The organism is Meiothermus sp. Pnk-1 (genome assembly GCF_003226535.1).
In the GTDB taxonomy this organism is placed as follows: domain Bacteria; phylum Deinococcota; class Deinococci; order Deinococcales; family Thermaceae; genus Allomeiothermus.
This window is the reverse complement of sequence record NZ_QKOB01000026.1, coordinates 1-19,440: the sequence shown is the minus strand read 5'-3', so window position 1 is coordinate 19,440 and position 19,440 is coordinate 1. Positions and strand designations below refer to the sequence as shown.

The following is a 19,440-nucleotide window of genomic DNA, read 5'->3' as shown; positions in this document are numbered from 1 at the left end:
ACGGGGGATGTGACGCTGCCGGGGGGTGTGGAGATGGTGATGCCTGGGGATAACATCACCTTCACGGTGCAGCTGATCAAGCCGATTGCCTTGGAGGAAGGGCTGCGCTTTGCCATTCGGGAAGGTGGACGCACCGTGGGTGCGGGCGTCGTGACCAAGATCCTGGAGTAGGAGGCGAGGGAGAATGCCCAAGATTCGCATCAAGCTACGGGGCTTCGACCACAAGAGCCTGGACGCCTCCGCGGCCAAGATCGTAGAGACGGCCCGCCGCACCGGTGCCCAGGTGAGTGGTCCGGTGCCCCTGCCCACCCGGGTTCGCCGCTTCACCGTGCTGCGCGGCCCTTTCAAGCACAAAGATAGCCGCGAGCACTTCGAGTTACGGACCCATAACCGGTTGGTGGACATCAACAACCCCAACCGCAAGACCATCGAGAGCCTGATGACCCTCGACCTCCCTACCGGGGTCGAGATCGAGATCAAAACCGTGGCAGGTAGATCATGAAGGGGATTCTCGGCACCAAAATAGGGATGACCCAGGTCTGGAAAAACGACCGGGCTGTGCCGGTGACGGTGATCCTGGCCGGGCCCTGCCCGGTGGTCCAGCGCCGTACCCCGGATAGGGACGGGTACGAGGCGGTGCAGCTCGGCTTCCGCCCGCAAAAGGCCCAGCGGGTCAACAAACCCTTGAAGGGGCACTTTGCTAAAGCCGGGGTGGAGCCGGTGCGTTACCTCAAGGAGATCCGGGGCTTCAGCCCGGAAGGTGACACCGTAACCGTGGAGATCTTCGCGGCGGGCGAGAAGGTGGATGTGACCGGCACTTCCAAGGGGCGGGGCTTCCAAGGGGTGATGAAACGCTGGAACTTTGCCGGTGGGAACGCTACCCACGGGGCGCACAAGGTACACCGCCATCCTGGCTCCATCGGCAACCGCAAGACCCCGGGCCGGGTCTACAAGGGCAAGAAGATGGCCGGACGTATGGGTGGCGAGCGGGTAACGGTGCAAAACCTCGAGGTGGTGGACGTGGTCCCTGAGGAAAACCTGCTCCTGGTAAAGGGCGCGGTCCCCGGAGCCAATGGCACCTTGGTGGTGGTGCGCCAGACCGTGCGGACCCCCGCCAAGCAGGGGGGTGGTAAGTGATGGCTACCCTTTCGGTGCTCTCCGCTAAAGGGCAGAAAGCCCGCGACCTCGAGGCTACCCTGCCCGAAGTGAACCCCCACGTGCTCTACGAGGTGGTCAAGTGGCAGATGGCCAATCGCCGGGCTGGGACTGCCGCTACCAAGACCCGCGGTATGGTGAATTTCACTACCAAAAAGATGTACAGCCAAAAGCACACCGGTCGGGCCCGCCACGGCGATTACGGGGCCCCTATCTTCGTGGGCGGCGGTACCGTTTTTGGCCCCCAGCCGCGGGATTACTCCTACACCCTCCCCAAGAAGGTGCGCAAGTTGGGGCTCGCCATGGCGCTTGCTGACCGGGCTAAGGCGGGTAAGCTCCTCATCGCCGAGGGCTTTGAAGGGGTGAACGGCAAGACCAAGGAGTTCCTGGCTTGGGCCAAAGGTGCGGGCCTGGACGCTTCCCAGACCGTGCTGCTGGTCACTGCGAACGAGCTGGTCCGCCGGGCTGCGCGCAACCTGCCCTGGGTTCGTACCCTGGCTCCCGAAGGCCTCAACGTCTACGACATCCTCAGGCAGGAGTGGTTGGTGCTGGATATGCCGGCTTGGGAAGTGGCCCAGGCCCGGCTGGCCTCCCAGGGCAAAGGGGGTGAGGCATGAAAACCCCATACGATGTCATCCTTGCGCCCGTGCTTTCGGAAAAGGCCTACTCGGGATTCGCCAGCGGGCGCTACACCTTCTGGGTACACCCTAAATCCACCAAGACCGAGATCAAGAATGCGGTTGAGGCGGCGTTTCGCGTCAAGGTGGTGGCGGTCAACGTGATGAACACCCTGGGCAAAAACAAGCGCCTGGGGCGGTTTAGCGGTAAGCGTCCCGATCGCAAAAAGGCGATTGTGACCGTGCAGGCTGGGCAAAAGATCGAGGCCCTGGAGGGCTTGATCTAAAGAAGGGGTGGCGGGTAGGTCATGGGGTGTAGGAGATGTGGGCCGCGCCCTCGCCTACCGATGAGCCCCCCCACGCCTCGAGACCGAGCGTTCCGGAGCCAGCCGGCAACGATGACGGGGCCAAGATCCACTTGGAAGCAGGGCAACTCGGTCGGCCCGTATCAGGTGGGAGGTAAGTGAATGCCAGTAAAGAAATTTAGACCCTATACCCCGACCCGCCGGTTTGCCACGGTGGCGGACTTTTCCGAGATTACCAAGGACAAGCCGGAGCGCTCTTTGCTCAGGCCCCTCAAGAAGACCGGTGGGCGCAACAACCAGGGCCGTACCACCAGCCGATTCCGCGGAGGCGGACACAAGCGCCGCTACCGGATCATCGATTTCTACCGCCGCGACAAGGCCGGGATCCCCGCCAAGGTGAGCGCGATTGAGTACGATCCCAACCGCTCCGCCCGCATCGCCCTGCTCTTTTACGCCGACGGCGAGAAGCGCTACATCATCGCCCCCGACGGCTTGCAGGTGGGAGCCCAGGTACAAAGTGGCCCCGAGGCCCCAGTCGCGGTGGGCAACGCCCTACCGCTGCGGTTTATCCCGGTTGGTACGGTGATCCACTCGGTGGAGCTCGAGCCCGGCAAGGGTGCCAAGCTGGCCCGCAGCGCCGGGACCAGCGTTCAGGTACAAGGCCGCGAGGGCGATTACGTGATCTTGCGCCTTCCCTCCGGTGAGCTGCGCCGGGTTCACGCGGAGAGCTACGCCACCATCGGTGTGGTGGGCAACGCCGATCACAAGAACATCCAGCTCGGCAAAGCGGGGCGCAGCCGCTGGAAAGGCCGTAAGCCTCACGTGCGGGGTACGGTCATGAACCCGGTAGACCACCCCCACGGTGGGGGTGAGGGCCGGGCTCCGCGTGGTCGCCCGCCGGCCTCGCCCTGGGGTTGGCAGACCAAGGGCCGCAAGACCCGGGGGAAGAGGAAGCCCTCCAGCCGCTTCATCATCTCGCGCCGGAAGTAGAGGTAAACCATGCCACGTAGCTTGAAAAAAGGTGTCTTTGTGGATGATCACCTGATCGAGAAGGTGGAAGCCATGAACTCCAAGGGCGAGAAGCGGGTCATCAAAACCTGGAGCCGCCGCAGCACCATCGTCCCGGAGATGATCGGCCACACCCTCGCGGTCTATAACGGCAAGCAGCACGTCCCGGTATATATCACCGAGCAGATGGTGGGGCACAAGCTAGGGGAGTTCGCCCCTACCCGCACCTATCGGGGCCACAGCAAAGAGGGCAAGGCTACCGCGGCCAAAAAGTGAGGTGAGAGATGGAAGCTAAAGCCGTTGCTAAAAACATCCGCATCTCTCCGCGCAAGGCCCGGCTGGTGATCGATATGATTCGCGGCAAAGGGCTCGAGGAGGCCCGTGCCATCCTCAAGTTCACCCCTCACCGCGGCGCAGCCCCCATCGCCAAGGTGCTCAACTCGGCGGCCGCCAACGCCATCAACAACATGGAGCTGCTCGAGGACTCCCTCTTCGTTAAGGCCGCCTATGTAGACGAGGGGCCGGTGTTCAAGCGGGTGCTGCCCCGCGCGCGCGGTCGGGCGGACATCATTCGGAAGAAGACCAGCCACATCACCATCATCGTGGGGGAAAAGAATGGGAAATAAGATCAACCCCGTCGGCCTGCGCTTGGGGATCACCCGCGAGTGGGAGTCCCGCTGGTATGCCGGCAAAAAAGACTACAGCAAGCTCTTGGTGCAGGACCGCCAGATCCGCAGCCTCATCGAGAAGGAGTTGGCCCCGGCGGGGCTGGCCCGCATCGACATCGAGCGCGCCGCCGACAACGTGGCCGTTACGGTGTATGCCGCCAAACCCGGCGTGGTGATCGGCCGGGGCGGGGAGACCATCAAGCGCCTGCGGGAGACCTTGCAAAACAAGTTTCCCGGCAAGACCGTGGCGTTGAACGTGCAGGAGGTGGGCAACCCCAACCTGTCCGCGCCGTTGGTGGCCCAGCGGGTAGCCGAGCAGATCGAGCGCCGCTTCGCGGTGCGCCGCGCCATCAAGCAGGCGGTGCAACGCGTTCGCGAGTCGGGGGCACAAGGGGCCAAGATCGTGGTCAGCGGTCGCATCGGCGGGGCCGAGCAGGCCCGCACCGAGTGGGCTGCCGAGGGGCGGGTGCCCTTGCACACCCTGCGGGCCAACCTTGACTATGGCACCGCTCGAGCCGAGACCACCTACGGCTCGCTGGGCGTAAAGGTCTACGTCTTCATGGGCGAGCAGATCGGCTCCAAGAAGGCGGCAGCGGCCCGGCCCGCCGCCCCTAAGGGAGAAGGGGAGGGTCGCCCCAAGCGTCGCCGCCCCGCTGTGCGGGTGCAGCGCACCGAGCGTGGCGCCAAGGAGGAGTAAGCCATGTTGATGCCCAAGCGACTCAAGTACCGTAAGCAGCACCGGGGCCGCCGGACTGGGGCCACCAAAGGTGGGGATTATGTGGCCTTTGGCGAGTTCGGTTTGGTCTCCATGGAAGCGGCCTGGGTCACCAGCCAGCAGATCGAAGCGGCTCGGGTGGCCATGGTGCGCCACTTCCGCCGCGGCGGCAAAATCTACATCCGGATCTTCCCTGACAAGCCCTTCACCAAGAAGCCTTTGGAAGTTCGCATGGGTAAGGGAAAAGGGAACGTCGAGGGCTGGGTGGCGGTGGTCAAACCGGGCCGGGTGATGTTTGAGGTGGCCGGAGTGACCGAAGAACAAGCCAAGGAGGCTTTGCGCCTGGCTGGGCACAAGCTGCCCGTCACGACCAAGGTGGTGAGACGCGATGCCTACGATGAAGCTCAGTGAGATGCGCAAACTCTCGGTGGCGGAGCTCGAGCGCGAAGTACAAGCCCGCAAGAAGGAACTGATGGAGTTGCGCTTCCAGGCCTCGATCGGACAGCTCGACAAAAATCACCGCATCCGCGAGACCAAGACGGAGATCGCGCGGCTTCTGACGGTGCTTGGGGAAAAGAGGAAGTAACATGCCGAAGAAGACCCTAACCGGTGTGGTGGTGAGCGACAAGGCGGCCAAAACCGTCACCGTCTTGGTCGAGCGCCAGATGCAGCACCCCCTTTACGGCAAAGTCATCAAGCAGTCCAAAAAGTACCTAGCCCACGACGAAGCCGATCAGTACAAGGTGGGCGACATCGTGGAGATTATCGAGTCCCGTCCGATCTCGGCCAGGAAGCGCTTTCGGGTGGTCAAGCGTATCGAGGAGGGCCGTTTGGACCTGGTGGAACGCTACCTGCTGCGGAAGGAGAGGGGTGGAGCATGATTCAACAGGAAACCCAACTGGAGGTGGCGGATAACACCGGGGCTCGCCGCATTGCCTGCATTCGCGTGATGGGCGGCTCCAACCGCAAGTATGCCAGCGTGGGCGATGTCATCGTGGCCTCGGTCAAGGAGGCTATCCCGCGCGGCATGGTCAAAGAGGGGGAGGTGGTCAAGGCGGTGGTGGTGCGCACTACCAAGGAGGTCAAGCGCCCTGACGGCTCGGCCATCCGTTTCGACACCAACGCGGCGGTAATCATCAACAACCAGCTGGAGCCCCGGGGTACCCGCGTTTTTGGACCGGTGGCCCGCGAACTGCGGGAGAAGGGCTTCATGAAGATCGTCTCGCTCGCGCCCGAAGTCTTGTAAGGAAGCCATGGAAAAGAGCAAGGTTCACGTCAAGAAGGGCGATACCGTAGTGGTGATCTCGGGCTCCCACAAGGGGGAAAAAGGCAGGGTCAAAGCGGTGCTGCCCTCCAAACAGGTGGTGATCGTGGAGGGGGTCAACCTCATCAAAAAGGCCGTGCGCCCCACTCCCCAGCGCCCACAAGGGGGATTCTCTGAACAGGAAGCCCCGCTGCACGCTTCCAAGGTGCGCCCGATTTGCCCTAGCTGCGGAAAACCCACCCGCATTCGCAAAAAGCTGCTCGAGAACGGCAGCAAGATCCGTGTCTGCGTCCACTGTGAGGGATCGCTAGACACCCAGGAGAAGAGGTAAACGATGCCGCTGGACGTACAGCTCAAAACCCATTATACCGAAGTGGTACGCCCCGAGCTGATCAAGCGTTTCGGCTACGACAACATCTGGGCGGCTCCTCGGATCACCAAGGTGGTCATCAACCAGGGGCTAGGGGAGGCTAAGGACGATAGCCGAATCCTCGAGAAGGCTAGCCAGGAGTTGGCCATCATCACCGGGCAGCGCCCCGCTGTGACCCGGGCTAAAAAGTCCATCTCCAACTTTAAGCTGCGCCAGGGGATGCCCATCGGCCTGCGCGTGACGCTGCGGGGCGACCGCATGTGGATCTTTTTGGAGAAGCTCCTGCACACGGCGCTGCCGCGCATCCGTGACTTCCGCGGGATCAACCCCAATGGCTTCGATGGGCGGGGCAACTACAACATGGGCTTGCGTGAACAGGCCATCTTCCCCGAGATCACCTTCGACATGGTGGACGCGGTGCGGGGGATGGATATCGCGGTGGTCACCACGGCCAAGACCGACGAGGAAGCTAAAGCCCTCCTAGAGCTTCTCGGATTCCCCTTCAGGAAGTAGACTGGAAGGGTTCGCTCTCGAGCGGATAGGAGTAACATGGCAAAAACTTCGATGATTGTCAAAGCCAAGCGTACGCCCAAGTTCAGCGTGCGGGCTTATACCCGTTGCGAGCGCTGCGGCCGCCCCCGTGCGGTCTACCGCTACTTCGGTCTGTGCCGCATCTGCATCCGCGAGCTAGCCCACAAGGGCCAGCTTCCTGGGGTAGGGAAGGCCAGTTGGTAAGGTCGCCCACGAGCGAGGGGTGACCTAAGCGAAGCGTACGGTCGGATGGCTTCTTCCGATACCGCGCTTTGGCCGAAAGCGATAAATGGAGAGTGATCAATGAACAGCGATCCGATTGCCGACATGCTGACCCGGATTCGTAACGCGCTCATCGTGTACAAGGAGAGCGTAGACGTTCCGGCCAGCCGCTTCAAGGAGGAAATCGCCCGCATCCTGGTGCGCGAGGGCTTCTTGAAGGGGTACGAGAAGGTGGAGGTAGAGGGCAAACCGGTTTTGCGGCTTGCCCTCAAGTACGGCCCCCGCCGCGAACAAGTGATCCGGCACATCCGGCGGGTGAGCCGCCCGGGGCGCCGCGTATACGTCACCGCAGGGCAGGTTCCCGTGGTACGTAAGGGCCTGGGGATGGCGATCATCTCTACTTCCAAAGGCGTGCTGGTGGACCGCGAAGCCCGCAAGCTGGGCGTGGGCGGCGAACTCATCTGCGAGGTGTGGTAATGAGCCGCATCGGTAAGCAACCCATTACCTTGCCCAAGGGCGTGAATGTGGAGGTGGTCTACGCGGCCGTTAAGGTCAAAGGCCCCAAGGGCGAACTCAACGTGCCGATTGACCCGGAGATGAAAGTCAAGGTGGAGAACGGTTTGGTGCAGATCGAGCGCCCCAGCGAGCAGCGCCGCCACAAAAGCCTGCACGGCTTGACCCGGACCCTGGTAGCCAACGCCATAAAGGGGGTCTCCGAGGGCTATACCCGGGAGATGCTGATCAAGGGCATTGGTTACCGGGCCAAGCTCACCGGCAAGAACCTCGAGCTCACCGTAGGGTACAGCCACCCGGTGGTGGTCGAGCCCCCCGCGGGCATCACCTTTGAGGTCCCCGAACCGACCAAGATCCTGGTGAAGGGTATTGACAAGCAGCTGGTGGGCCAGACCGCGGCCAACTTACGCGCCGTGCGTGAGCCTAGCGCCTACCACGAAAAAGGCATCTACTACGCCGACGAGCCCATCAAGCTCAAGCCCGGCAAAGCCGGCACGACCAAGTAAGGGGGTTAAGCATGTCCAAGCTCACCGCTTTTGACCGCCGCAAGCACCGGGTGCGCAACCGGGTGCGGAACGCGGGCCGCCCCCGGCTCTCGGTGTTCCGCAGCTTGCAGCACATCTACGCGCAGATCATCGACGATACCCGAGGGGTCACCCTGGCTGCGGCCTCGAGCAAGGCCCTAGGCCTCCGCGGCAATAAGACCGAGGTGGCCAAAAAGGTTGGCCAGGCCGTGGCCGAGGCGGCTAAGGCCAAAGGCATTACCCAGGTGGTTTTTGACCGGGGGGCCTACAAGTACCACGGTCGGGTCAAGGCCTTGGCGGAAGGAGCCCGTGAGGGTGGCTTAGAGTTCTAAGGAGTAGCGAATGCCCGAGACCGATTTTGAAGAGAAGATGATCGTGGTGCGCCGTACCGCGAAAACCTATCAGGGTGGACGCCGCTTCCGCTTCGGCGCGTTGGTGGTGGTGGGAGACCGCCAAGGCCGGGTAGGGCTGGGGCTGGGCAAGGCTAAGGAAGTCCCGCTGGCCGTGCAAAAGGCCCAGAACTATGCCCGCCGGAGCTTGGTGGAGGTCCCGCTGCAAGGCGGTACCATCCCTCACGAGATCCAGGTGACCTGGGGCTCCTCTACCATCCTGCTGCGCCCGGCGGCTCCGGGCACGGGGGTCATTGCCGGGGCGGTTCCGCGGGCGATTCTCGAGCTGGCCGGGGTCACCGACATCCTCACCAAGGAGCTCGGTTCGCGCAATCCGGTCAATATCGCCTACGCCACCATGGAAGCCCTGCGTCAGCTCCAGACCTGGGAGGATGTCAAGCGCTTGCGCAAATCCGACCAAACGGCCCAGCCGGAGGTGGCTTGATGGCTACCCTTCGCGTTAAGCTCACCAAAAGCCCCATCGGTTACCCCAAGGACCAGAAGGATGCGTTGAAGGCGTTGGGGCTTACCAAGATGCACCGCGAGCGGGAACTGCCGGATAACCCGGCCGTGCGCGGCAACCTGCGCAAGGTGGCCCACCTGGTCACCATCGTGGAGGCCAAATCATGAAACTCTCCGATCTGCGTCCTAACCCCGGAGCCAACAAGAAGAGAAAACGCGTGGCCCGCGGCCCCGGCTCCGGGCACGGCAAGACCGCGGGTCGTGGTCATAAGGGTCAGAAGTCGCGCTCCGGTGGTCTGAAGAACCCGGCCCGCTTCGAGGGTGGGCGTTCCACCTTGCTGATGCGTTTGCCCAAGCGCGGCATGCGGGGGCAACAGCCGGGCGAGATTGCCCGGGTGGAGTATCAGGTGGTGAACCTGGGGGCTATCGCGGGGCGCTTCCAAAGCGGAGAGGTCACCCCCGAGGCGTTAGCCCGGGCCGGCCTAGTGCGCCCCGGCTACCCGGTGAAGGTGCTCTCTTCGGGCGAGCTGAGCGCTGCCCTCACGGTTTCGGCCCATAAGTTCTCCAAGGCGGCTGCGGAGAAGATTCAGGCGGCCGGGGGTCAGGCCATAGTCATTGGCTCCACCGCGTCCGGCTCCAAGGAGGCCTAAGATGCTCCGGGCCTTCCGGGATGCCCTGCTGATCCCTGAGCTCCGCTCTCGAGTGATCTTCACGCTGATCGTTTTGGCCCTGTACCGCCTGGGTACCTTTATCCCCACCCCTGGGGTGGACTACGACAAGATCATCAGCTTCCTCAACACCAACCCCGCGGGCAGTGCCCTGGGCATCATCAACCTCTTTTCCGGCGGCAACTTCGAGCGCTTCTCGATTTTTGCCTTGGGGATTATGCCTTACATCACCGCGGCCATCATCATGCAGCTGTTGGTGACCATCGTCCCGTCGCTGGAGAAGCTGCAAAAAGAGGGTGAGGAGGGCCGCCGGATCATCAACCAGTACACCCGAATCGCAGGGGTTGCCCTAGGGGCCGTCCAAGGCTTCTTTCTGGCTACGACCTTTCTGGGATCGCAAAGCGGGGCTTTTTTGCTACCCGGCTGGTCACCAGGGCCCTTTTTGTGGCTAGTGGTGGTGGTGACCCAGGTTGCGGGGATCGCCATTTTGCTGTGGTTGGCCGAGCGCATCACCGAGTACGGGGTGGGTAATGGAACCAGCATGATCATCATGGGGGGGATCGTAGCCTCCTGGTTGCCTCAGATCATCCAGACCTTCGGCCTCGTACGCACCGGGGAGATCAACCTGATCGCTCTGATCCTTTTTTTCGCCTTCGTGGTGGCGGCCTTCGCTGGGATGGCGGCGGTGCAGCAGTCTGAGCGGCGCATCCCTGTGCAGTACGCGCGCAAGGTGGTGGGCCGCCGGGTCTTTGGCGGGCAGGCTACTTACATCCCCATCAAGCTCAACGCGGCAGGGGTGGTGCCGATCGTCTTCGCAGCGGCTTTGCTCCAGATCCCCATCTTCTTCACCGGCACGGTGGATAACCCTACCCTCCAGACCATCGCCAACTTCTTCAACCCGCGCCACCTCTCCGGGCTCATCATCGAGGTGGTCTTGATCGTAGCCTTCACCTACGTGTACACCGCCGTGCAGTTTGATCCCCGGCGCATCGCCGAGAACCTGCGCGAGTACGGGGGGTTTATCCCCGGCATTCGCCCCGGCGAACCTACGGTGAAGTTTCTCGAGCACATCGTCTCCCGGCTGACCCTATGGGGGGCTTTGTTCTTGGGATTGGTGGCTGCGCTGCCCACCCTGATGCAAAACCTCACCGGGGTCACCACCCTCATCTACCACTTCTCCGGCATCAGCCTGTTGATCGTGGTGGGGGTGGCCCTCGACACTTTGCGCCAGATTGAATCCCAGCTGATGCTGCGGAACTACGAAGGCTTCATGACCAAAGGCCGTATCCGCGGACGGGGCCGCTTCTGAAATGGCAGGAGACGCAGTGATCTTTTTAGGGCCGCCGGGGGCTGGTAAAGGTACCCAGGCGGCCCGCCTGGCCTCTGGGCTGGGCTACAAGAAGCTCTCTACGGGGGACCTTCTGCGCGAGCATGTGGCCGGGAACACCGAGCTGGGGCAGCTCGCCAAGCCCATCATGGACCGGGGTGACCTCGTGCCTGACGACCTGATCCTGGCCATGGTGCGGGAGGAACTCGCCAGCTTGGAGACCCCTCACGTGATCTTCGACGGCTTCCCCCGTACCATCGCCCAGGCCCAGGCCCTGGACAAGCTGTTGGCCGAACTGGGCATCCGGCTGCGGGGCGTGTTGCTGGTGGACGTAAAGCAGGAAGAGCTTATCCGGCGCCTCCTGGAGCGGGCCCACAAGGAGGGCCGCTCCGATGACAACGAGGCCACCATCCGCCGCCGCCTCGAGGTCTACACCCAGCAGACCCAGCCGTTGGTGAGCTACTACGAAAGCACGGGGGTCCTGCGCCGCATCGAAGGCTTAGGCACTCCCGACGAGGTCTACGAGCGTATCGCGGGGGCCCTTTCCTGATGGCCATCAACATCAAAAGCCGGTGGGAACTCGAGCGGATGGCTGAAACGGGCCGCCTGCACACCGAGATCTTCGCTCTTTTAGAGCCCCACATTCGCCCGGGCGTGAGCACCTATGAGCTTGACCAGATCGTGCTCGAGGCGATCCGCGCCAAGGGGGGGCGGGCCCCTCAGATCGGCTACCGGGCTGGGGGCAGCGTTCCCTTTCCCAGCGCCACCTGCATGTCCGTAGACGATGTGGTGGTCCACGGCCTCCCCGATAAGAAGCCCCTCCGGGAGGGCCAGCTGCTCAAGGTGGACTTTTTGTTCACCTATCAAGGCTTCACCACCGACATGGCCCGCACCTACGCCATCGGCAAGGTGAGCCCCGAGGCCGAGCGGCTGATGCGGGTCACCGAGGAGGCTTTTTGGGTAGGGTTCGAATACCTAAAGCCCGGCCATCGCCTGGGGGATGTGGCCCATGCCGTGCAGGAGTTCGTGGAGAAAAAGCACGGGCTATGGATTGTGCGCGAGATGAGCGGGCACGGGGTGGGGCGCGAACTCCACGAGGATCCCTCGGTGCTCAACTACGGCGAGCCGGGCAAGGGGGCCAAGCTCCGCCCCGGCATGACCTTGGCCTTTGAGCCGATGGTTACCCTTTTCCCCACAAACCTGGTAATATTATCTGATGGTTGGACGGCCACCGCCGGCAGAGGCAACCTGGCCGCCCACTACGAAAACACCGTAGCCATCACCGAGGAGGGGCCGAGGCTTCTTACGGGAAGCCCAAGGGTTGCTCCCGGCGTGCTCGCGCGGTGACCACAGGAGGGTCGGCTTGGCGAAGAAGGAAGATACCATCCGGGCGGAGGGCGTGATCACCGAAGCCTTGCCCAATACCACCTTCCGGGTGCAGCTGGATAGCGGCCCAGAGATTCTGGCCTATATCTCGGGCAAGATGCGGATGCACTATATCCGCATCCTGCCGGGAGATCGGGTGGTGGTGGAGATCACCCCTTATGACCCAAGCCGGGGTCGGATCGTCTACAGGAGGTAGCCATACGTCGTACGCGGCCCACCCCTAGCGTAAGACGTACGGCGTAAGGCGGTTGCTTTGCGAAGCAAACACGTCTTGGAGGAAGACATGAAAGTGCGTGCATCGGTCAAGAAAATGTGTGAGAACTGCAAGGTGGTTCGCCGCCACGGGCGGGTCTACGTGATCTGCGCCAACCCCAAGCACAAGCAACGTCAGGGCTAGAGCCCTAGAAAGGAGGAGGCATGGCTCGTATTGCCGGAGTGGAAATCCCCCGTAACAAGCGGGTAGACGTCGCCCTCACCTACATCTTTGGGGTGGGCTGGTCCCGCGCTAAGGAGGCGCTTGCCGCCGCTAACGTAGACCCCGCGACCCGGGTGAAAGACCTCTCGGAGGCTGAAGTGGCGCGTTTGCGCGAGCACATCGAGAACACCTACAAGCTCGAGGGTGAGCTGCGCGCCGAGATCGCCGGGAACATCAAGCGCCTGATGGATATCGGCTGTTACCGCGGCTTGCGTCACCGCCGGGGTCTGCCGGTCCGGGGGCAGCGTACCCGCACCAATGCCCGTAGCCGTAAAGGCCCCCGTAAGACCGTGGCCGGGAAAAAGAAGGCGCCCCGCAAGTAGGCGTATTGCGGATTGCCCATCGTGGGGGTTTTGCGATATACAATACGCAGTACGCACAACACCAGGAAGCAGTGCCGTTTGAGTGCATACCTCATTTAACGGCCAGTTGATACTCCGAAACGAGGAGAGTATGGCTGAGAAGAAGACAAGCACCCGTAAGAAAAAGGTCAAGCGCCAAGTCTCCGGGGGGCGGGCTTTCATCCACGCCTCCTACAACAACACCATCGTAACCATTACCGACCCCGACGGTAACCCCGTGACCTGGTCGTCGGGCGGGGTCATCGGCTACAAAGGGAGCCGCAAGGGTACCCCTTACGCTGCTCAGCTCGCCGCGATGGACGCGGCCAAGAAGGCGCAGAACTTCGGGATGACCAGCGTGGAAGTGGTGGTGCGGGGTACGGGTGCGGGCCGTGAGCAGGCCATTCGCGCCTTACAGGCTTCGGGGTTGCAGGTGCGCAGCATCGTAGACGATACCCCAGTGCCGCACAACGGCTGCCGTCCGCGCAAGAAGTTCCGCAAGACGGCCTGACCCTTGACCAGTGCCCGCTCAACCCAGAAACAACGCAAGGAGCCATGCCTTACTGCTGTGATGAAACTTTGGGTTCCCGGTTTCATCATGACCCGCGCGGGAACCCGTTGGTGCGCGGATTTACCCGCGGATAAACCTCGAGAGACATAGGAGGTCTCAAGCAAAATGGGTCGTTACCGTGGTCCAATCGTCAAGGTCGCCCGTCGGCTGGGCGTTAACATCGCCGAAACCGAAAAAGTTCAGAAGTACCTCGATCGCCGCCCCTACGCCCCTGGGCAGCACGGCCAAAAGCGTGCCCGTCGCCCCTCCGACTACGCGGTGCGGCTGCGCGAGAAGCAGAAGCTGCGCTTCATCTACGACATGAGCGAGCGCTCCTTTCGTAACCTCTTTGAGGAAGCCTCCAAGAAGAAGGGCGTAACCGGTACGGTGTTTTTGCAGCTTCTCGAGTCGAGGCTGGATAATGTGGTCTTTCGGCTGGGAATCGCCGCCACCCGGCGCCAGGCCCGGCAGTTCGTGCGCCACGGGCATATCCTGGTCAATGGCAGGCGGGTCAACGTCGCCGGTTACCGGGTTAAGCAGGGCGATACCGTCTCGGTGAGCAAGAGGGCGCAGGATATCCCTTTCATCAAAGAGAACGTCGAGCGCTTCAAAAACCGCAAGACCTTCCGTTGGCTCGAGTTTGACCCCGCTACCATGAGCGGAAAGTTCTTGCGCCTGCCTGACCGCGAAGACCTGGCCCTGCCCGTGAACGAGAACCTGGTGATCGAGTTCTACTCGAGGTAATGCGGAGGAAGGCGAGAGCGAGCTCCTAAGACCCCTCCAAAGGAGGTCCGATTTTGGAAACCACCAAGACCAAAGCCCCGGTATTTACCGCCAAGGTGGATGGCAACTACGGCGAGTTCGTGCTCGAGCCCCTCGAGCGGGGCTTCGGCGTGACTTTAGGCAACCCCATTCGCCGCATTCTGCTTTCCTCGATTCCTGGAACCGCCGTCACCAGCGTGTACATCGAAGACGTGTTGCACGAGTTCTCGACCATCAACGGGGTCAAAGAGGACGTGGTGCAGCTCATCCTCAACCTGAAAGAGCTGGTGGTAAAGTTCCACACCCCCGGTTCCAAGACCCTCACCCTGCGGGCCCAGGGGCCCCGCTCGGTGTACGCTCGCGACCTGGAGGTTCCTGCCGACGCCGAAGTGGTTAACCCGGACCTTTACCTGGCGACCCTCGGCGAGGGGGCCCGTCTGGTGATGGAGGTGCGGGTGGACGAGGGGGTAGGTTATGTCCCTGCCGAGAAGCACGGGATCAAAGACCGCATCTCCTCGATTCCCGTGGATGCCCTTTTCTCCCCGGTGCGTCGGGTGGCCTTCCAGGTAGAGGACACCCGCTTGGGGCAGCGCACCGACCTGGACAAGCTTACCCTGCGCATCTGGACCGATGGTTCGGTCTCTCCCATGGAGGTTCTCCAGCGTGCAGTGGCTATCCTGCGCGAGCAACTCTCCTTCTTTGACCAATCCCCGGTGATCCGGGTAGAGAAGGAGAAACCGGTCGCTGCGGTGGCTGCTCCCACCCCGGCCACTCCTGCGGCAGCCCCAACAGCGGCCCCGGTTTCTACCGGCCTTACCCTCGATGACCTAGGGCTCACCACCCGGGTATTGCACAACCTCAAGGAAGAGGGTATCGAGAGCGTAGAGAGCCTCCTGGCCCTCTCCGAACGAGAACTCAAGAAGGTTCCGGGTATCGGCGAGCGCAGCCTGCAAGAGATCAAAGACATCCTGGCCCAGCACGGGTTGGAGATGAAGCCCTAACAGCGGGTGGCTTGCGGTCAGTGAGCCTCTAACCCAAGCCACGAGCCAAGGAGTGAGAACATGCGCCACCTCAATTCTGGAAGAAAACTCAACCGCCACTCTGCCCACCGCCTGGCGCTGGCCCGCAACCAGGCCAAGGCGTTGCTCGAGCACGGCCGCATCACTACCACCGTTCCCAAGGCCAAAGAACTGGTGGGTTTTGTGGACAGGCTGATCAACACGGCCAAGAAAGCCCCCACCCTGAGCGTGCCCGAGGGGGTGCGTTTCACCAAGCCCCTAGACAAAGAGGGTAAGCCCCGCTCCCTAAGGGAAGGCGAGCGCATGGCTACCCCGGAGGAGCTCAAGGCCGTCTCCCAGCGCAACCACTTGCGTCGCCTGCTGCTGCGCGACCTGCACGACCCCAAGCTGGTGCGCAAACTCTTCGATGAGATCGCGCCCAAGTACGCCTCCCGCTCCGGTGGCTATACCCGCGTCCTCAAGCTGGACCGGGTCCGCCGAGGCGATGGAACCCCGCTTGCGCTGATCGAGCTGGTAGATTAGCGCTAGCCTAGTCAGGCCCCCACCGATTTCCCAGGTGGGGGCTTGGTGTTGGCGTTGGCCGCAAAATGGAAAGGCGAGACCAGGGAGGGCCTATGAGCGTCGAAGGCGGGGCTTTGGCGGTCGTTTCATATAGGCCAAAAGAGCGCTTGCGGATCGAGTTCTACAAATACCCCGAACACCGTCTTCATTACTGGTGGGAGGCCGAGGTGGTGGAGGTGCGGGAGGAAGGGGTGTTGGTGTATATGCCTTTGGGGTTTGAATTCCACCATGAGAGCAAAAATCGCGTGCTGAAGGTAGACCACCAAGCCTATGTGGCCTTTTTCGCTGGCCGCTGGTACTCGGGCGGGCCGGACCTGGACGCTCAGGGAAACGTGCTCGAGTACTACTGGAACATCCAATCCCCTCCCCGCTTTGAACCGGGACGAATCTGGCAGTATGACCTCGAGCTGGATGTAAAATGCAAGGCCGACCATACCTGCCAGGTCTTCGACGCCGAAGAGTTCGCGGCCAGGCGCTCCCTCTACCCGCCTGAGTGGGTAGAGCGGGCGGTTGGGGCCGTTCGAGAGGTCGAGCAGCTCGTACTCGCAGGGGGCTGGCCGGTCTTGCCGCGGGGAGAGGGAAGGGAGTGGCTCGAGCGGAGCTGAGGCCAAGTCAAAGCGGGCCTGGGGCGGTGAGTTTAGGTAGCTCGGCCCCGGGGAGCAGGGCTGCTTTGCGGGGATCGCTAAAGACCACCTGGTATAACAGCCCCTTGAAAAAAGCGTGGAAGGCGTAGGGCCAGGTGGCCTCATCGGCCCCGGGGGGCCAGTTATGCCAGGCCGGGCCCAGGTAGTACAGCCAGGCTCCTTGCAAGGGGCGGGTGTCCTGGGGAGAGAGGTAGAGCTTTTCGTTGAGGTAACCGCGCAACCGGCTGGCGGTAAACAGCAGGTTCAGGTAAGGGTTTTCCAGGGCGGCCCTGGCCTCGGCCTCGGTCTTAGGGAAAGGCCAACGCGGATCCCAGGCGTGGAAATGGCGTAAACGCCCCTCCTGCCTGAGCGCGTCTTCCCAGGACATCTGGGCTAGACCCAGGGTGCGCGAGATCAGCCCGGCGGAGCCGGCGCTGCCGGTGGTCTCGGCCAAGCCCTGAGCCAACCCATCGGCCACCTCGCGCAGGCCCCGCGAGAGCCCCAGCGCCTTGTTCCCCCCGTATTGCTCGTTGTCCACAATGGCCGCCAGCACCCCTACCGGTAGCCGCAGGGCATTTGCCGCTGCTTGCAGATCGCCCCAGTGGGAGATCACCGCGGAGGAGTCGAGGGGAAGGCCGGCGAGACGGGGTTTGCGCCCTCGTTGCAGGGCGCCGATGGCCGCTAGCCAGCTTTCGGAGGCCTCGAGGGCCGCTTCGGGGGTGGAGAAAGCCGAACGCTGCTTCTGCGCCTGGTTATAGAATTCCAGGCGCAAGAGCCGAGCCACCGCGCGGCCTGCCTCTGGCCCTAAGAGCGCGCTTGCTGAGGCTTTGAGCGATAGGTAGCGGGCCACCACCGCTTCGCGGCGGGAAACCGTGCGCGGGGAGGGCTCGGCACGAAAGGCCGGATGGCTATCGAGGATCTGCCGCAGGCTATACGCCGGAACTGCCCCTCGCGGTGTGGGGTGCGGCCGATCGGTAAACAGGGCTATACAGCCCAGAACAAGCAGAACAAGCAAGGCGCGTTGGGGAATGCCTTTGAAAATCGGGGCGCTGTGCCAGATACTCGCCATGCCAGGCTCGAGCCTACGCCAAATCCAAGGCCGTGAATGTTACCGCCTTATCAAGGTGGTTGCGCCCGGATGTATCTTGTCGCAGCCTGTTGCTAGAGCTCGTCTTCGAGGTTCCCAAATAACCCCCGCCTCCTGCCCTCGCTTTGCGAAGGGCTTTGTTCTTCCCCCGCCTCCCGCTCGAGCTCGGGTTCGTGGCGTGAGGTTTCGTCGGAATAGCTGGGATACATCCGCCGCCCACCGCCTTGGCGCTCGAGGCCCTCGCGCATGTCGCGCAAGTCCAGGAAGTGGTCGGCCTGGTTTCTTAGCCATAGATCGGTGAGTTCGGGAATTCCAAGCAGGTGCAGCTCTTTGCCCTGGGCCCGCAGCGCTCCCAGGGCGTGGGCCAGCTCCCCTGCGCCGCTGGCGATCACCGCCCGGTCCCAGCGAGGGGCGGTGATGAGCATGTCGGTAGCGATCAGGGCCTCGAAGCGGGGCTCTCCCCGCACCTCGCGGCTGCGCACCGTGTAGCCCATGAAGACCAGCGCGTCGAGAAACTTCTGTTGCCGTTCGTCTTCGCTGTCGGTAATGGGGGCATAGTAGAAGGCGTTGTACAGTTCCTCCGGCGTAGCGAATTGACCGATTACCCGGCGATGGTCTACGTTCCAGCCGAGCCGCTTGGCCGCGTTATACATATACGAACCGTCAATGAACAATGCGATTCTCACGCCCCCCATCATAGCAGTAGGAGGGCGGGGTATCCTACTGCGTTACGAGCGGCCGGTGCCGCTCGGCAACCTCGAGGCCCTTCCCGCGCTTGCCCCGCATTGACGGGCTGTGCAAGGGTAGAGAAAGGGAGAACTCTCCCGCTCGCTGCCAGCGCCCCGCCTTGTCACCAGACCGCGCCCCGGAATTTTATACGCCCAACTTTGGGCTGGGTCCTTAAACCTCGAGCACGACTTTTCCGAACACCCGGCGGCCCTCGAGCAGGCGGTGCCCCTCGGCAGCGGCCTCGAGCGGGAGTACAGCCCCTACCACCGGCTTGAGCCTGCCCTGGGCCACCCACCTCAAGATGGGGAAGAGGCGGCTTTTGGAGGCCATGGTCGAGCCGAGGATGGTGAGCTGGCGGTAGAAGACGTGCGAGAGGGGGGTGGTCGCCTGAGGCCCCGAGGAGGCTCCCGATACGCTGATGCGCCCGCCCCAGGCCGTGGCTTTGATGACCTCGGGCCAGAATTCGGCCCCGGTATGATCTACCACCGCGTCGGCCCCCTTGCCCTGGGTGAGTTCCTTGACCCGTTGGCTCCAACCGGGCTCGCTGTAGTTGACGACCTCGTCGGCTCCGAGCTGTCGCGCCGCCTCGAGCTTCTCCGGGCTGCCCGAGGTGGCGATCACCCTGGCGCCAAAGAGCTTGGCGATCTGGATCGCCGCCACCGAGACCCCCGAGCCCGCCGCCATCACCAGCACGTCCTCGCCGGGCTGGACCTGGAGCTTATCCACTACCATTTGCCAGGCGGTGAGAAAGGTCAGCGGAAGGCTAGCGGCCTCTTTCCAGGAGAGCTGGGGGGGCTTAGGGGCCAGGTTGACCTCGGGTACCACCACGTACTCGGCGTATCCGCCCCAGCGGTGCTCTCCGATGATCTGGTAGCGGGGGCAGAGGTTGTCGGCTCCCGCGAGGCACCGTTCACAGCGGCCGCAGGAGACGCCGGGGTTGAGCACCACCGCATCGCCCGGTTCGAACCCCCGTACCCCCGGCCCTACGGCCTCCACGACGGGTGTGTCCTGGATTTAGGCAACTAGGCTGCAGTAGGGAAAGCGCCGTGTCGGACGGCGTGGAAAGGTGTGACGGGGCTGTGGGAGAAGAACCGCGAGCGGACCAGGGCCTTAGCGCTCGCTCCGGATTCGCTCCAGTGGGCCCCGGTGATCTTGAGTCTTTGGCCGAT

The 19,440-nt window shown here is 62.9% G+C and carries 34 protein-coding genes and 2 pseudogenes; 33 read left to right on the top strand and 3 right to left on the bottom strand.

Annotated elements, in window-relative coordinates:
* The 33 genes and pseudogenes from tuf to DNA98_RS17215 form a co-directional block, all read left to right on the top strand.
* Positions 1-171, top strand: a pseudogene (gene tuf, locus DNA98_RS17375) (elongation factor Tu); the annotation flags it as partial.
* A 13-nt stretch (positions 172-184) separates the two neighbouring features.
* The gene (gene rpsJ, locus DNA98_RS17370; RefSeq protein ID WP_013159283.1) at positions 185-502 is read left to right on the top strand and encodes a 30S ribosomal protein S10; all 318 of its coding nucleotides are present in this window, start codon (positions 185-187) and stop codon (positions 500-502) included.
* On the top strand, positions 499-1,137 hold the full coding sequence (gene rplC, locus DNA98_RS17365) for a 50S ribosomal protein L3 (protein ID WP_110532649.1): 639 nt from the start codon (positions 499-501) through the stop codon (positions 1,135-1,137). Before rpsJ ends, rplC begins: the two co-directional genes overlap by 4 nt.
* Positions 1,137-1,772 (top strand): 50S ribosomal protein L4, encoded by a 636-nt coding sequence (rplD, locus tag DNA98_RS17360; protein ID WP_110532648.1) that lies wholly within the window; start codon positions 1,137-1,139, stop codon positions 1,770-1,772. Before rplC ends, rplD begins: the two co-directional genes overlap by 1 nt.
* On the top strand, positions 1,769-2,059 hold the full coding sequence (locus DNA98_RS17355) for a 50S ribosomal protein L23 (protein WP_110532647.1): 291 nt from the start codon (positions 1,769-1,771) through the stop codon (positions 2,057-2,059). Before rplD ends, DNA98_RS17355 begins: the two co-directional genes overlap by 4 nt.
* A gap of 180 nt (positions 2,060-2,239) precedes the next feature.
* Complete coding sequence (rplB, locus tag DNA98_RS17350) at positions 2,240-3,067, top strand: 50S ribosomal protein L2 (protein ID WP_110532646.1); 828 nt, start codon at positions 2,240-2,242, stop codon at positions 3,065-3,067.
* Positions 3,068-3,076: 9 nt separating this feature from the next.
* Positions 3,077-3,361, top strand: a complete 285-nt coding sequence (gene rpsS / locus DNA98_RS17345; protein ID WP_110532645.1) for a 30S ribosomal protein S19 — start codon at positions 3,077-3,079, stop codon at positions 3,359-3,361.
* Positions 3,362-3,369: 8 nt separating this feature from the next.
* Positions 3,370-3,711, top strand: coding sequence for a 50S ribosomal protein L22 (rplV, locus tag DNA98_RS17340; protein ID WP_110532644.1), 342 nt, complete (start codon positions 3,370-3,372; stop codon positions 3,709-3,711).
* Complete coding sequence (gene rpsC, locus DNA98_RS17335; RefSeq protein WP_110532643.1) at positions 3,701-4,450, top strand: 30S ribosomal protein S3; 750 nt, start codon at positions 3,701-3,703, stop codon at positions 4,448-4,450. The genes rplV and rpsC overlap by 11 nt, the downstream gene beginning before the upstream one ends.
* Before the next feature lie 3 nt (positions 4,451-4,453).
* The gene (rplP, locus tag DNA98_RS17330; RefSeq protein WP_110532642.1) at positions 4,454-4,879 is read left to right on the top strand and encodes a 50S ribosomal protein L16; all 426 of its coding nucleotides are present in this window, start codon (positions 4,454-4,456) and stop codon (positions 4,877-4,879) included.
* Positions 4,857-5,054, top strand: coding sequence for a 50S ribosomal protein L29 (gene rpmC, locus DNA98_RS17325; RefSeq protein WP_110532641.1), 198 nt, complete (start codon positions 4,857-4,859; stop codon positions 5,052-5,054). The genes rplP and rpmC overlap by 23 nt, the downstream gene beginning before the upstream one ends.
* 1 nt (position 5,055) lies before the next feature.
* Positions 5,056-5,349 (top strand): 30S ribosomal protein S17, encoded by a 294-nt coding sequence (gene rpsQ, locus DNA98_RS17320; RefSeq protein ID WP_110532640.1) that lies wholly within the window; start codon positions 5,056-5,058, stop codon positions 5,347-5,349.
* A complete protein-coding gene (rplN, locus tag DNA98_RS17315; RefSeq protein ID WP_110532639.1) occupies positions 5,346-5,714 on the top strand; it encodes a 50S ribosomal protein L14 in 369 nt (122 codons plus the stop codon). Before rpsQ ends, rplN begins: the two co-directional genes overlap by 4 nt.
* A 7-nt stretch (positions 5,715-5,721) precedes the next feature.
* Positions 5,722-6,063, top strand: coding sequence for a 50S ribosomal protein L24 (gene rplX / locus DNA98_RS17310; protein ID WP_110532638.1), 342 nt, complete (start codon positions 5,722-5,724; stop codon positions 6,061-6,063).
* Positions 6,064-6,066: 3 nt separating this feature from the next.
* A complete protein-coding gene (rplE, locus tag DNA98_RS17305) occupies positions 6,067-6,615 on the top strand; it encodes a 50S ribosomal protein L5 (RefSeq protein WP_110532637.1) in 549 nt (182 codons plus the stop codon).
* A gap of 36 nt (positions 6,616-6,651) precedes the next feature.
* Positions 6,652-6,837 (top strand): type Z 30S ribosomal protein S14, encoded by a 186-nt coding sequence (locus DNA98_RS17300; protein ID WP_110532636.1) that lies wholly within the window; start codon positions 6,652-6,654, stop codon positions 6,835-6,837.
* A 99-nt stretch (positions 6,838-6,936) separates the two neighbouring features.
* Entirely contained in the window at positions 6,937-7,332 is a 396-nt protein-coding gene (gene rpsH / locus DNA98_RS17295; protein WP_110532635.1) for a 30S ribosomal protein S8, read from the top strand.
* Positions 7,332-7,874: a 50S ribosomal protein L6 gene (gene rplF, locus DNA98_RS17290; protein ID WP_110532651.1), complete on the top strand. Its 543-nt coding sequence runs from the start codon at positions 7,332-7,334 to the stop codon at positions 7,872-7,874. The genes rpsH and rplF overlap by 1 nt, the downstream gene beginning before the upstream one ends.
* Positions 7,875-7,885: 11 nt before the next feature.
* Positions 7,886-8,224, top strand: a complete 339-nt coding sequence (gene rplR, locus DNA98_RS17285) for a 50S ribosomal protein L18 (RefSeq protein ID WP_110532634.1) — start codon at positions 7,886-7,888, stop codon at positions 8,222-8,224.
* A 10-nt stretch (positions 8,225-8,234) separates the two neighbouring features.
* On the top strand, positions 8,235-8,726 hold the full coding sequence (gene rpsE / locus DNA98_RS17280) for a 30S ribosomal protein S5 (protein ID WP_110532633.1): 492 nt from the start codon (positions 8,235-8,237) through the stop codon (positions 8,724-8,726).
* The gene (gene rpmD, locus DNA98_RS17275) at positions 8,726-8,911 is read left to right on the top strand and encodes a 50S ribosomal protein L30 (RefSeq protein WP_110532632.1); all 186 of its coding nucleotides are present in this window, start codon (positions 8,726-8,728) and stop codon (positions 8,909-8,911) included. Before rpsE ends, rpmD begins: the two co-directional genes overlap by 1 nt.
* Entirely contained in the window at positions 8,908-9,393 is a 486-nt protein-coding gene (gene rplO / locus DNA98_RS17270; protein WP_110532631.1) for a 50S ribosomal protein L15, read from the top strand. The genes rpmD and rplO overlap by 4 nt, the downstream gene beginning before the upstream one ends.
* A 1-nt stretch (position 9,394) precedes the next feature.
* Entirely contained in the window at positions 9,395-10,720 is a 1,326-nt protein-coding gene (secY, locus tag DNA98_RS17265) for a preprotein translocase subunit SecY (RefSeq protein ID WP_110532630.1), read from the top strand.
* A gap of 1 nt (position 10,721) precedes the next feature.
* A complete protein-coding gene (locus DNA98_RS17260) occupies positions 10,722-11,288 on the top strand; it encodes an adenylate kinase (protein ID WP_110532629.1) in 567 nt (188 codons plus the stop codon).
* A complete protein-coding gene (gene map, locus DNA98_RS17255; protein ID WP_110532628.1) occupies positions 11,288-12,085 on the top strand; it encodes a type I methionyl aminopeptidase in 798 nt (265 codons plus the stop codon). Before DNA98_RS17260 ends, map begins: the two co-directional genes overlap by 1 nt.
* Positions 12,086-12,101: 16 nt before the next feature.
* On the top strand, positions 12,102-12,320 hold the full coding sequence (gene infA, locus DNA98_RS17250) for a translation initiation factor IF-1 (protein WP_110532627.1): 219 nt from the start codon (positions 12,102-12,104) through the stop codon (positions 12,318-12,320).
* Between the two features lie 87 nt (positions 12,321-12,407).
* On the top strand, positions 12,408-12,521 hold the full coding sequence (gene rpmJ / locus DNA98_RS17245) for a 50S ribosomal protein L36 (protein ID WP_110532650.1): 114 nt from the start codon (positions 12,408-12,410) through the stop codon (positions 12,519-12,521).
* A gap of 20 nt (positions 12,522-12,541) precedes the next feature.
* Positions 12,542-12,922 (top strand): 30S ribosomal protein S13, encoded by a 381-nt coding sequence (gene rpsM / locus DNA98_RS17240; RefSeq protein ID WP_110532626.1) that lies wholly within the window; start codon positions 12,542-12,544, stop codon positions 12,920-12,922.
* A 130-nt stretch (positions 12,923-13,052) separates the two neighbouring features.
* Positions 13,053-13,451 (top strand): 30S ribosomal protein S11, encoded by a 399-nt coding sequence (gene rpsK, locus DNA98_RS17235; protein ID WP_110532625.1) that lies wholly within the window; start codon positions 13,053-13,055, stop codon positions 13,449-13,451.
* 165 nt (positions 13,452-13,616) lie between these two features.
* Entirely contained in the window at positions 13,617-14,234 is a 618-nt protein-coding gene (gene rpsD / locus DNA98_RS17230; protein WP_110532624.1) for a 30S ribosomal protein S4, read from the top strand.
* A gap of 53 nt (positions 14,235-14,287) precedes the next feature.
* Positions 14,288-15,253, top strand: coding sequence for a DNA-directed RNA polymerase subunit alpha (locus tag DNA98_RS17225; protein ID WP_110532623.1), 966 nt, complete (start codon positions 14,288-14,290; stop codon positions 15,251-15,253).
* A gap of 60 nt (positions 15,254-15,313) precedes the next feature.
* Positions 15,314-15,793 carry a bL17 family ribosomal protein gene (locus DNA98_RS17220; RefSeq protein ID WP_110532622.1) on the top strand — a complete coding sequence of 160 codons (480 nt, stop codon included), beginning with the start codon at positions 15,314-15,316 and terminating at the stop codon, positions 15,791-15,793.
* A gap of 92 nt (positions 15,794-15,885) precedes the next feature.
* A complete protein-coding gene (locus DNA98_RS17215) occupies positions 15,886-16,437 on the top strand; it encodes a DUF402 domain-containing protein (RefSeq protein ID WP_110532621.1) in 552 nt (183 codons plus the stop codon).
* A gap of 7 nt (positions 16,438-16,444) precedes the next feature.
* Here the strand turns inward: DNA98_RS17215 and DNA98_RS17210 are convergent, their stop codons facing one another.
* The 3 genes and pseudogenes from DNA98_RS17210 to DNA98_RS17200 all read right to left on the bottom strand — a co-directional run.
* Complete coding sequence (locus DNA98_RS17210) at positions 16,445-17,524, bottom strand: hypothetical protein (RefSeq protein ID WP_110532620.1); 1,080 nt, start codon at positions 17,522-17,524, stop codon at positions 16,445-16,447.
* A 92-nt stretch (positions 17,525-17,616) separates the two neighbouring features.
* The gene (locus DNA98_RS17205) at positions 17,617-18,228 is read right to left on the bottom strand and encodes an NYN domain-containing protein (protein WP_233493284.1); all 612 of its coding nucleotides are present in this window, start codon (positions 18,226-18,228) and stop codon (positions 17,617-17,619) included.
* Positions 18,229-18,442: 214 nt separating this feature from the next.
* Positions 18,443-19,270: pseudogene (locus tag DNA98_RS17200) on the bottom strand (zinc-binding dehydrogenase); the annotation flags it as partial.
* Positions 19,271-19,440 lie beyond the last annotated feature (170 nt).

Bases quoted from the DNA above. Each gene is read 5' to 3' on its own strand.
- rpsJ (WP_013159283.1), top strand. From the start codon at position 185: ATGCCCAAGATTCGCATCAAGCTACGGGGCTTCGACCACAAGAGCCTG.
- rplC (WP_110532649.1), top strand. From the start codon at position 499: ATGAAGGGGATTCTCGGCACCAAAATAGGGATGACCCAGGTCTGGAAA.
- rplD (WP_110532648.1), top strand. From the start codon at position 1,137: ATGGCTACCCTTTCGGTGCTCTCCGCTAAAGGGCAGAAAGCCCGCGAC.
- DNA98_RS17355 (WP_110532647.1), top strand. From the start codon at position 1,769: ATGAAAACCCCATACGATGTCATCCTTGCGCCCGTGCTTTCGGAAAAG.
- rplB (WP_110532646.1), top strand. From the start codon at position 2,240: ATGCCAGTAAAGAAATTTAGACCCTATACCCCGACCCGCCGGTTTGCC.
- rpsS (WP_110532645.1), top strand. From the start codon at position 3,077: ATGCCACGTAGCTTGAAAAAAGGTGTCTTTGTGGATGATCACCTGATC.
- rplV (WP_110532644.1), top strand. From the start codon at position 3,370: ATGGAAGCTAAAGCCGTTGCTAAAAACATCCGCATCTCTCCGCGCAAG.
- rpsC (WP_110532643.1), top strand. From the start codon at position 3,701: ATGGGAAATAAGATCAACCCCGTCGGCCTGCGCTTGGGGATCACCCGC.
- rplP (WP_110532642.1), top strand. From the start codon at position 4,454: ATGTTGATGCCCAAGCGACTCAAGTACCGTAAGCAGCACCGGGGCCGC.
- rpmC (WP_110532641.1), top strand. From the start codon at position 4,857: ATGCCTACGATGAAGCTCAGTGAGATGCGCAAACTCTCGGTGGCGGAG.
- rpsQ (WP_110532640.1), top strand. From the start codon at position 5,056: ATGCCGAAGAAGACCCTAACCGGTGTGGTGGTGAGCGACAAGGCGGCC.
- rplN (WP_110532639.1), top strand. From the start codon at position 5,346: ATGATTCAACAGGAAACCCAACTGGAGGTGGCGGATAACACCGGGGCT.
- rplX (WP_110532638.1), top strand. From the start codon at position 5,722: ATGGAAAAGAGCAAGGTTCACGTCAAGAAGGGCGATACCGTAGTGGTG.
- rplE (WP_110532637.1), top strand. From the start codon at position 6,067: ATGCCGCTGGACGTACAGCTCAAAACCCATTATACCGAAGTGGTACGC.
- DNA98_RS17300 (WP_110532636.1), top strand. From the start codon at position 6,652: ATGGCAAAAACTTCGATGATTGTCAAAGCCAAGCGTACGCCCAAGTTC.
- rpsH (WP_110532635.1), top strand. From the start codon at position 6,937: ATGAACAGCGATCCGATTGCCGACATGCTGACCCGGATTCGTAACGCG.
- rplF (WP_110532651.1), top strand. From the start codon at position 7,332: ATGAGCCGCATCGGTAAGCAACCCATTACCTTGCCCAAGGGCGTGAAT.
- rplR (WP_110532634.1), top strand. From the start codon at position 7,886: ATGTCCAAGCTCACCGCTTTTGACCGCCGCAAGCACCGGGTGCGCAAC.
- rpsE (WP_110532633.1), top strand. From the start codon at position 8,235: ATGCCCGAGACCGATTTTGAAGAGAAGATGATCGTGGTGCGCCGTACC.
- rpmD (WP_110532632.1), top strand. From the start codon at position 8,726: ATGGCTACCCTTCGCGTTAAGCTCACCAAAAGCCCCATCGGTTACCCC.
- rplO (WP_110532631.1), top strand. From the start codon at position 8,908: ATGAAACTCTCCGATCTGCGTCCTAACCCCGGAGCCAACAAGAAGAGA.
- secY (WP_110532630.1), top strand. From the start codon at position 9,395: ATGCTCCGGGCCTTCCGGGATGCCCTGCTGATCCCTGAGCTCCGCTCT.
- DNA98_RS17260 (WP_110532629.1), top strand. From the start codon at position 10,722: ATGGCAGGAGACGCAGTGATCTTTTTAGGGCCGCCGGGGGCTGGTAAA.
- map (WP_110532628.1), top strand. From the start codon at position 11,288: ATGGCCATCAACATCAAAAGCCGGTGGGAACTCGAGCGGATGGCTGAA.
- rpmJ (WP_110532650.1), top strand. From the start codon at position 12,408: ATGAAAGTGCGTGCATCGGTCAAGAAAATGTGTGAGAACTGCAAGGTG.
- rpsM (WP_110532626.1), top strand. From the start codon at position 12,542: ATGGCTCGTATTGCCGGAGTGGAAATCCCCCGTAACAAGCGGGTAGAC.
- rpsK (WP_110532625.1), top strand. From the start codon at position 13,053: ATGGCTGAGAAGAAGACAAGCACCCGTAAGAAAAAGGTCAAGCGCCAA.
- rpsD (WP_110532624.1), top strand. From the start codon at position 13,617: ATGGGTCGTTACCGTGGTCCAATCGTCAAGGTCGCCCGTCGGCTGGGC.
- DNA98_RS17220 (WP_110532622.1), top strand. From the start codon at position 15,314: ATGCGCCACCTCAATTCTGGAAGAAAACTCAACCGCCACTCTGCCCAC.
- DNA98_RS17215 (WP_110532621.1), top strand. From the start codon at position 15,886: ATGAGCGTCGAAGGCGGGGCTTTGGCGGTCGTTTCATATAGGCCAAAA.
- DNA98_RS17210 (WP_110532620.1), bottom strand. From the start codon at position 17,524: ATGGCGAGTATCTGGCACAGCGCCCCGATTTTCAAAGGCATTCCCCAA.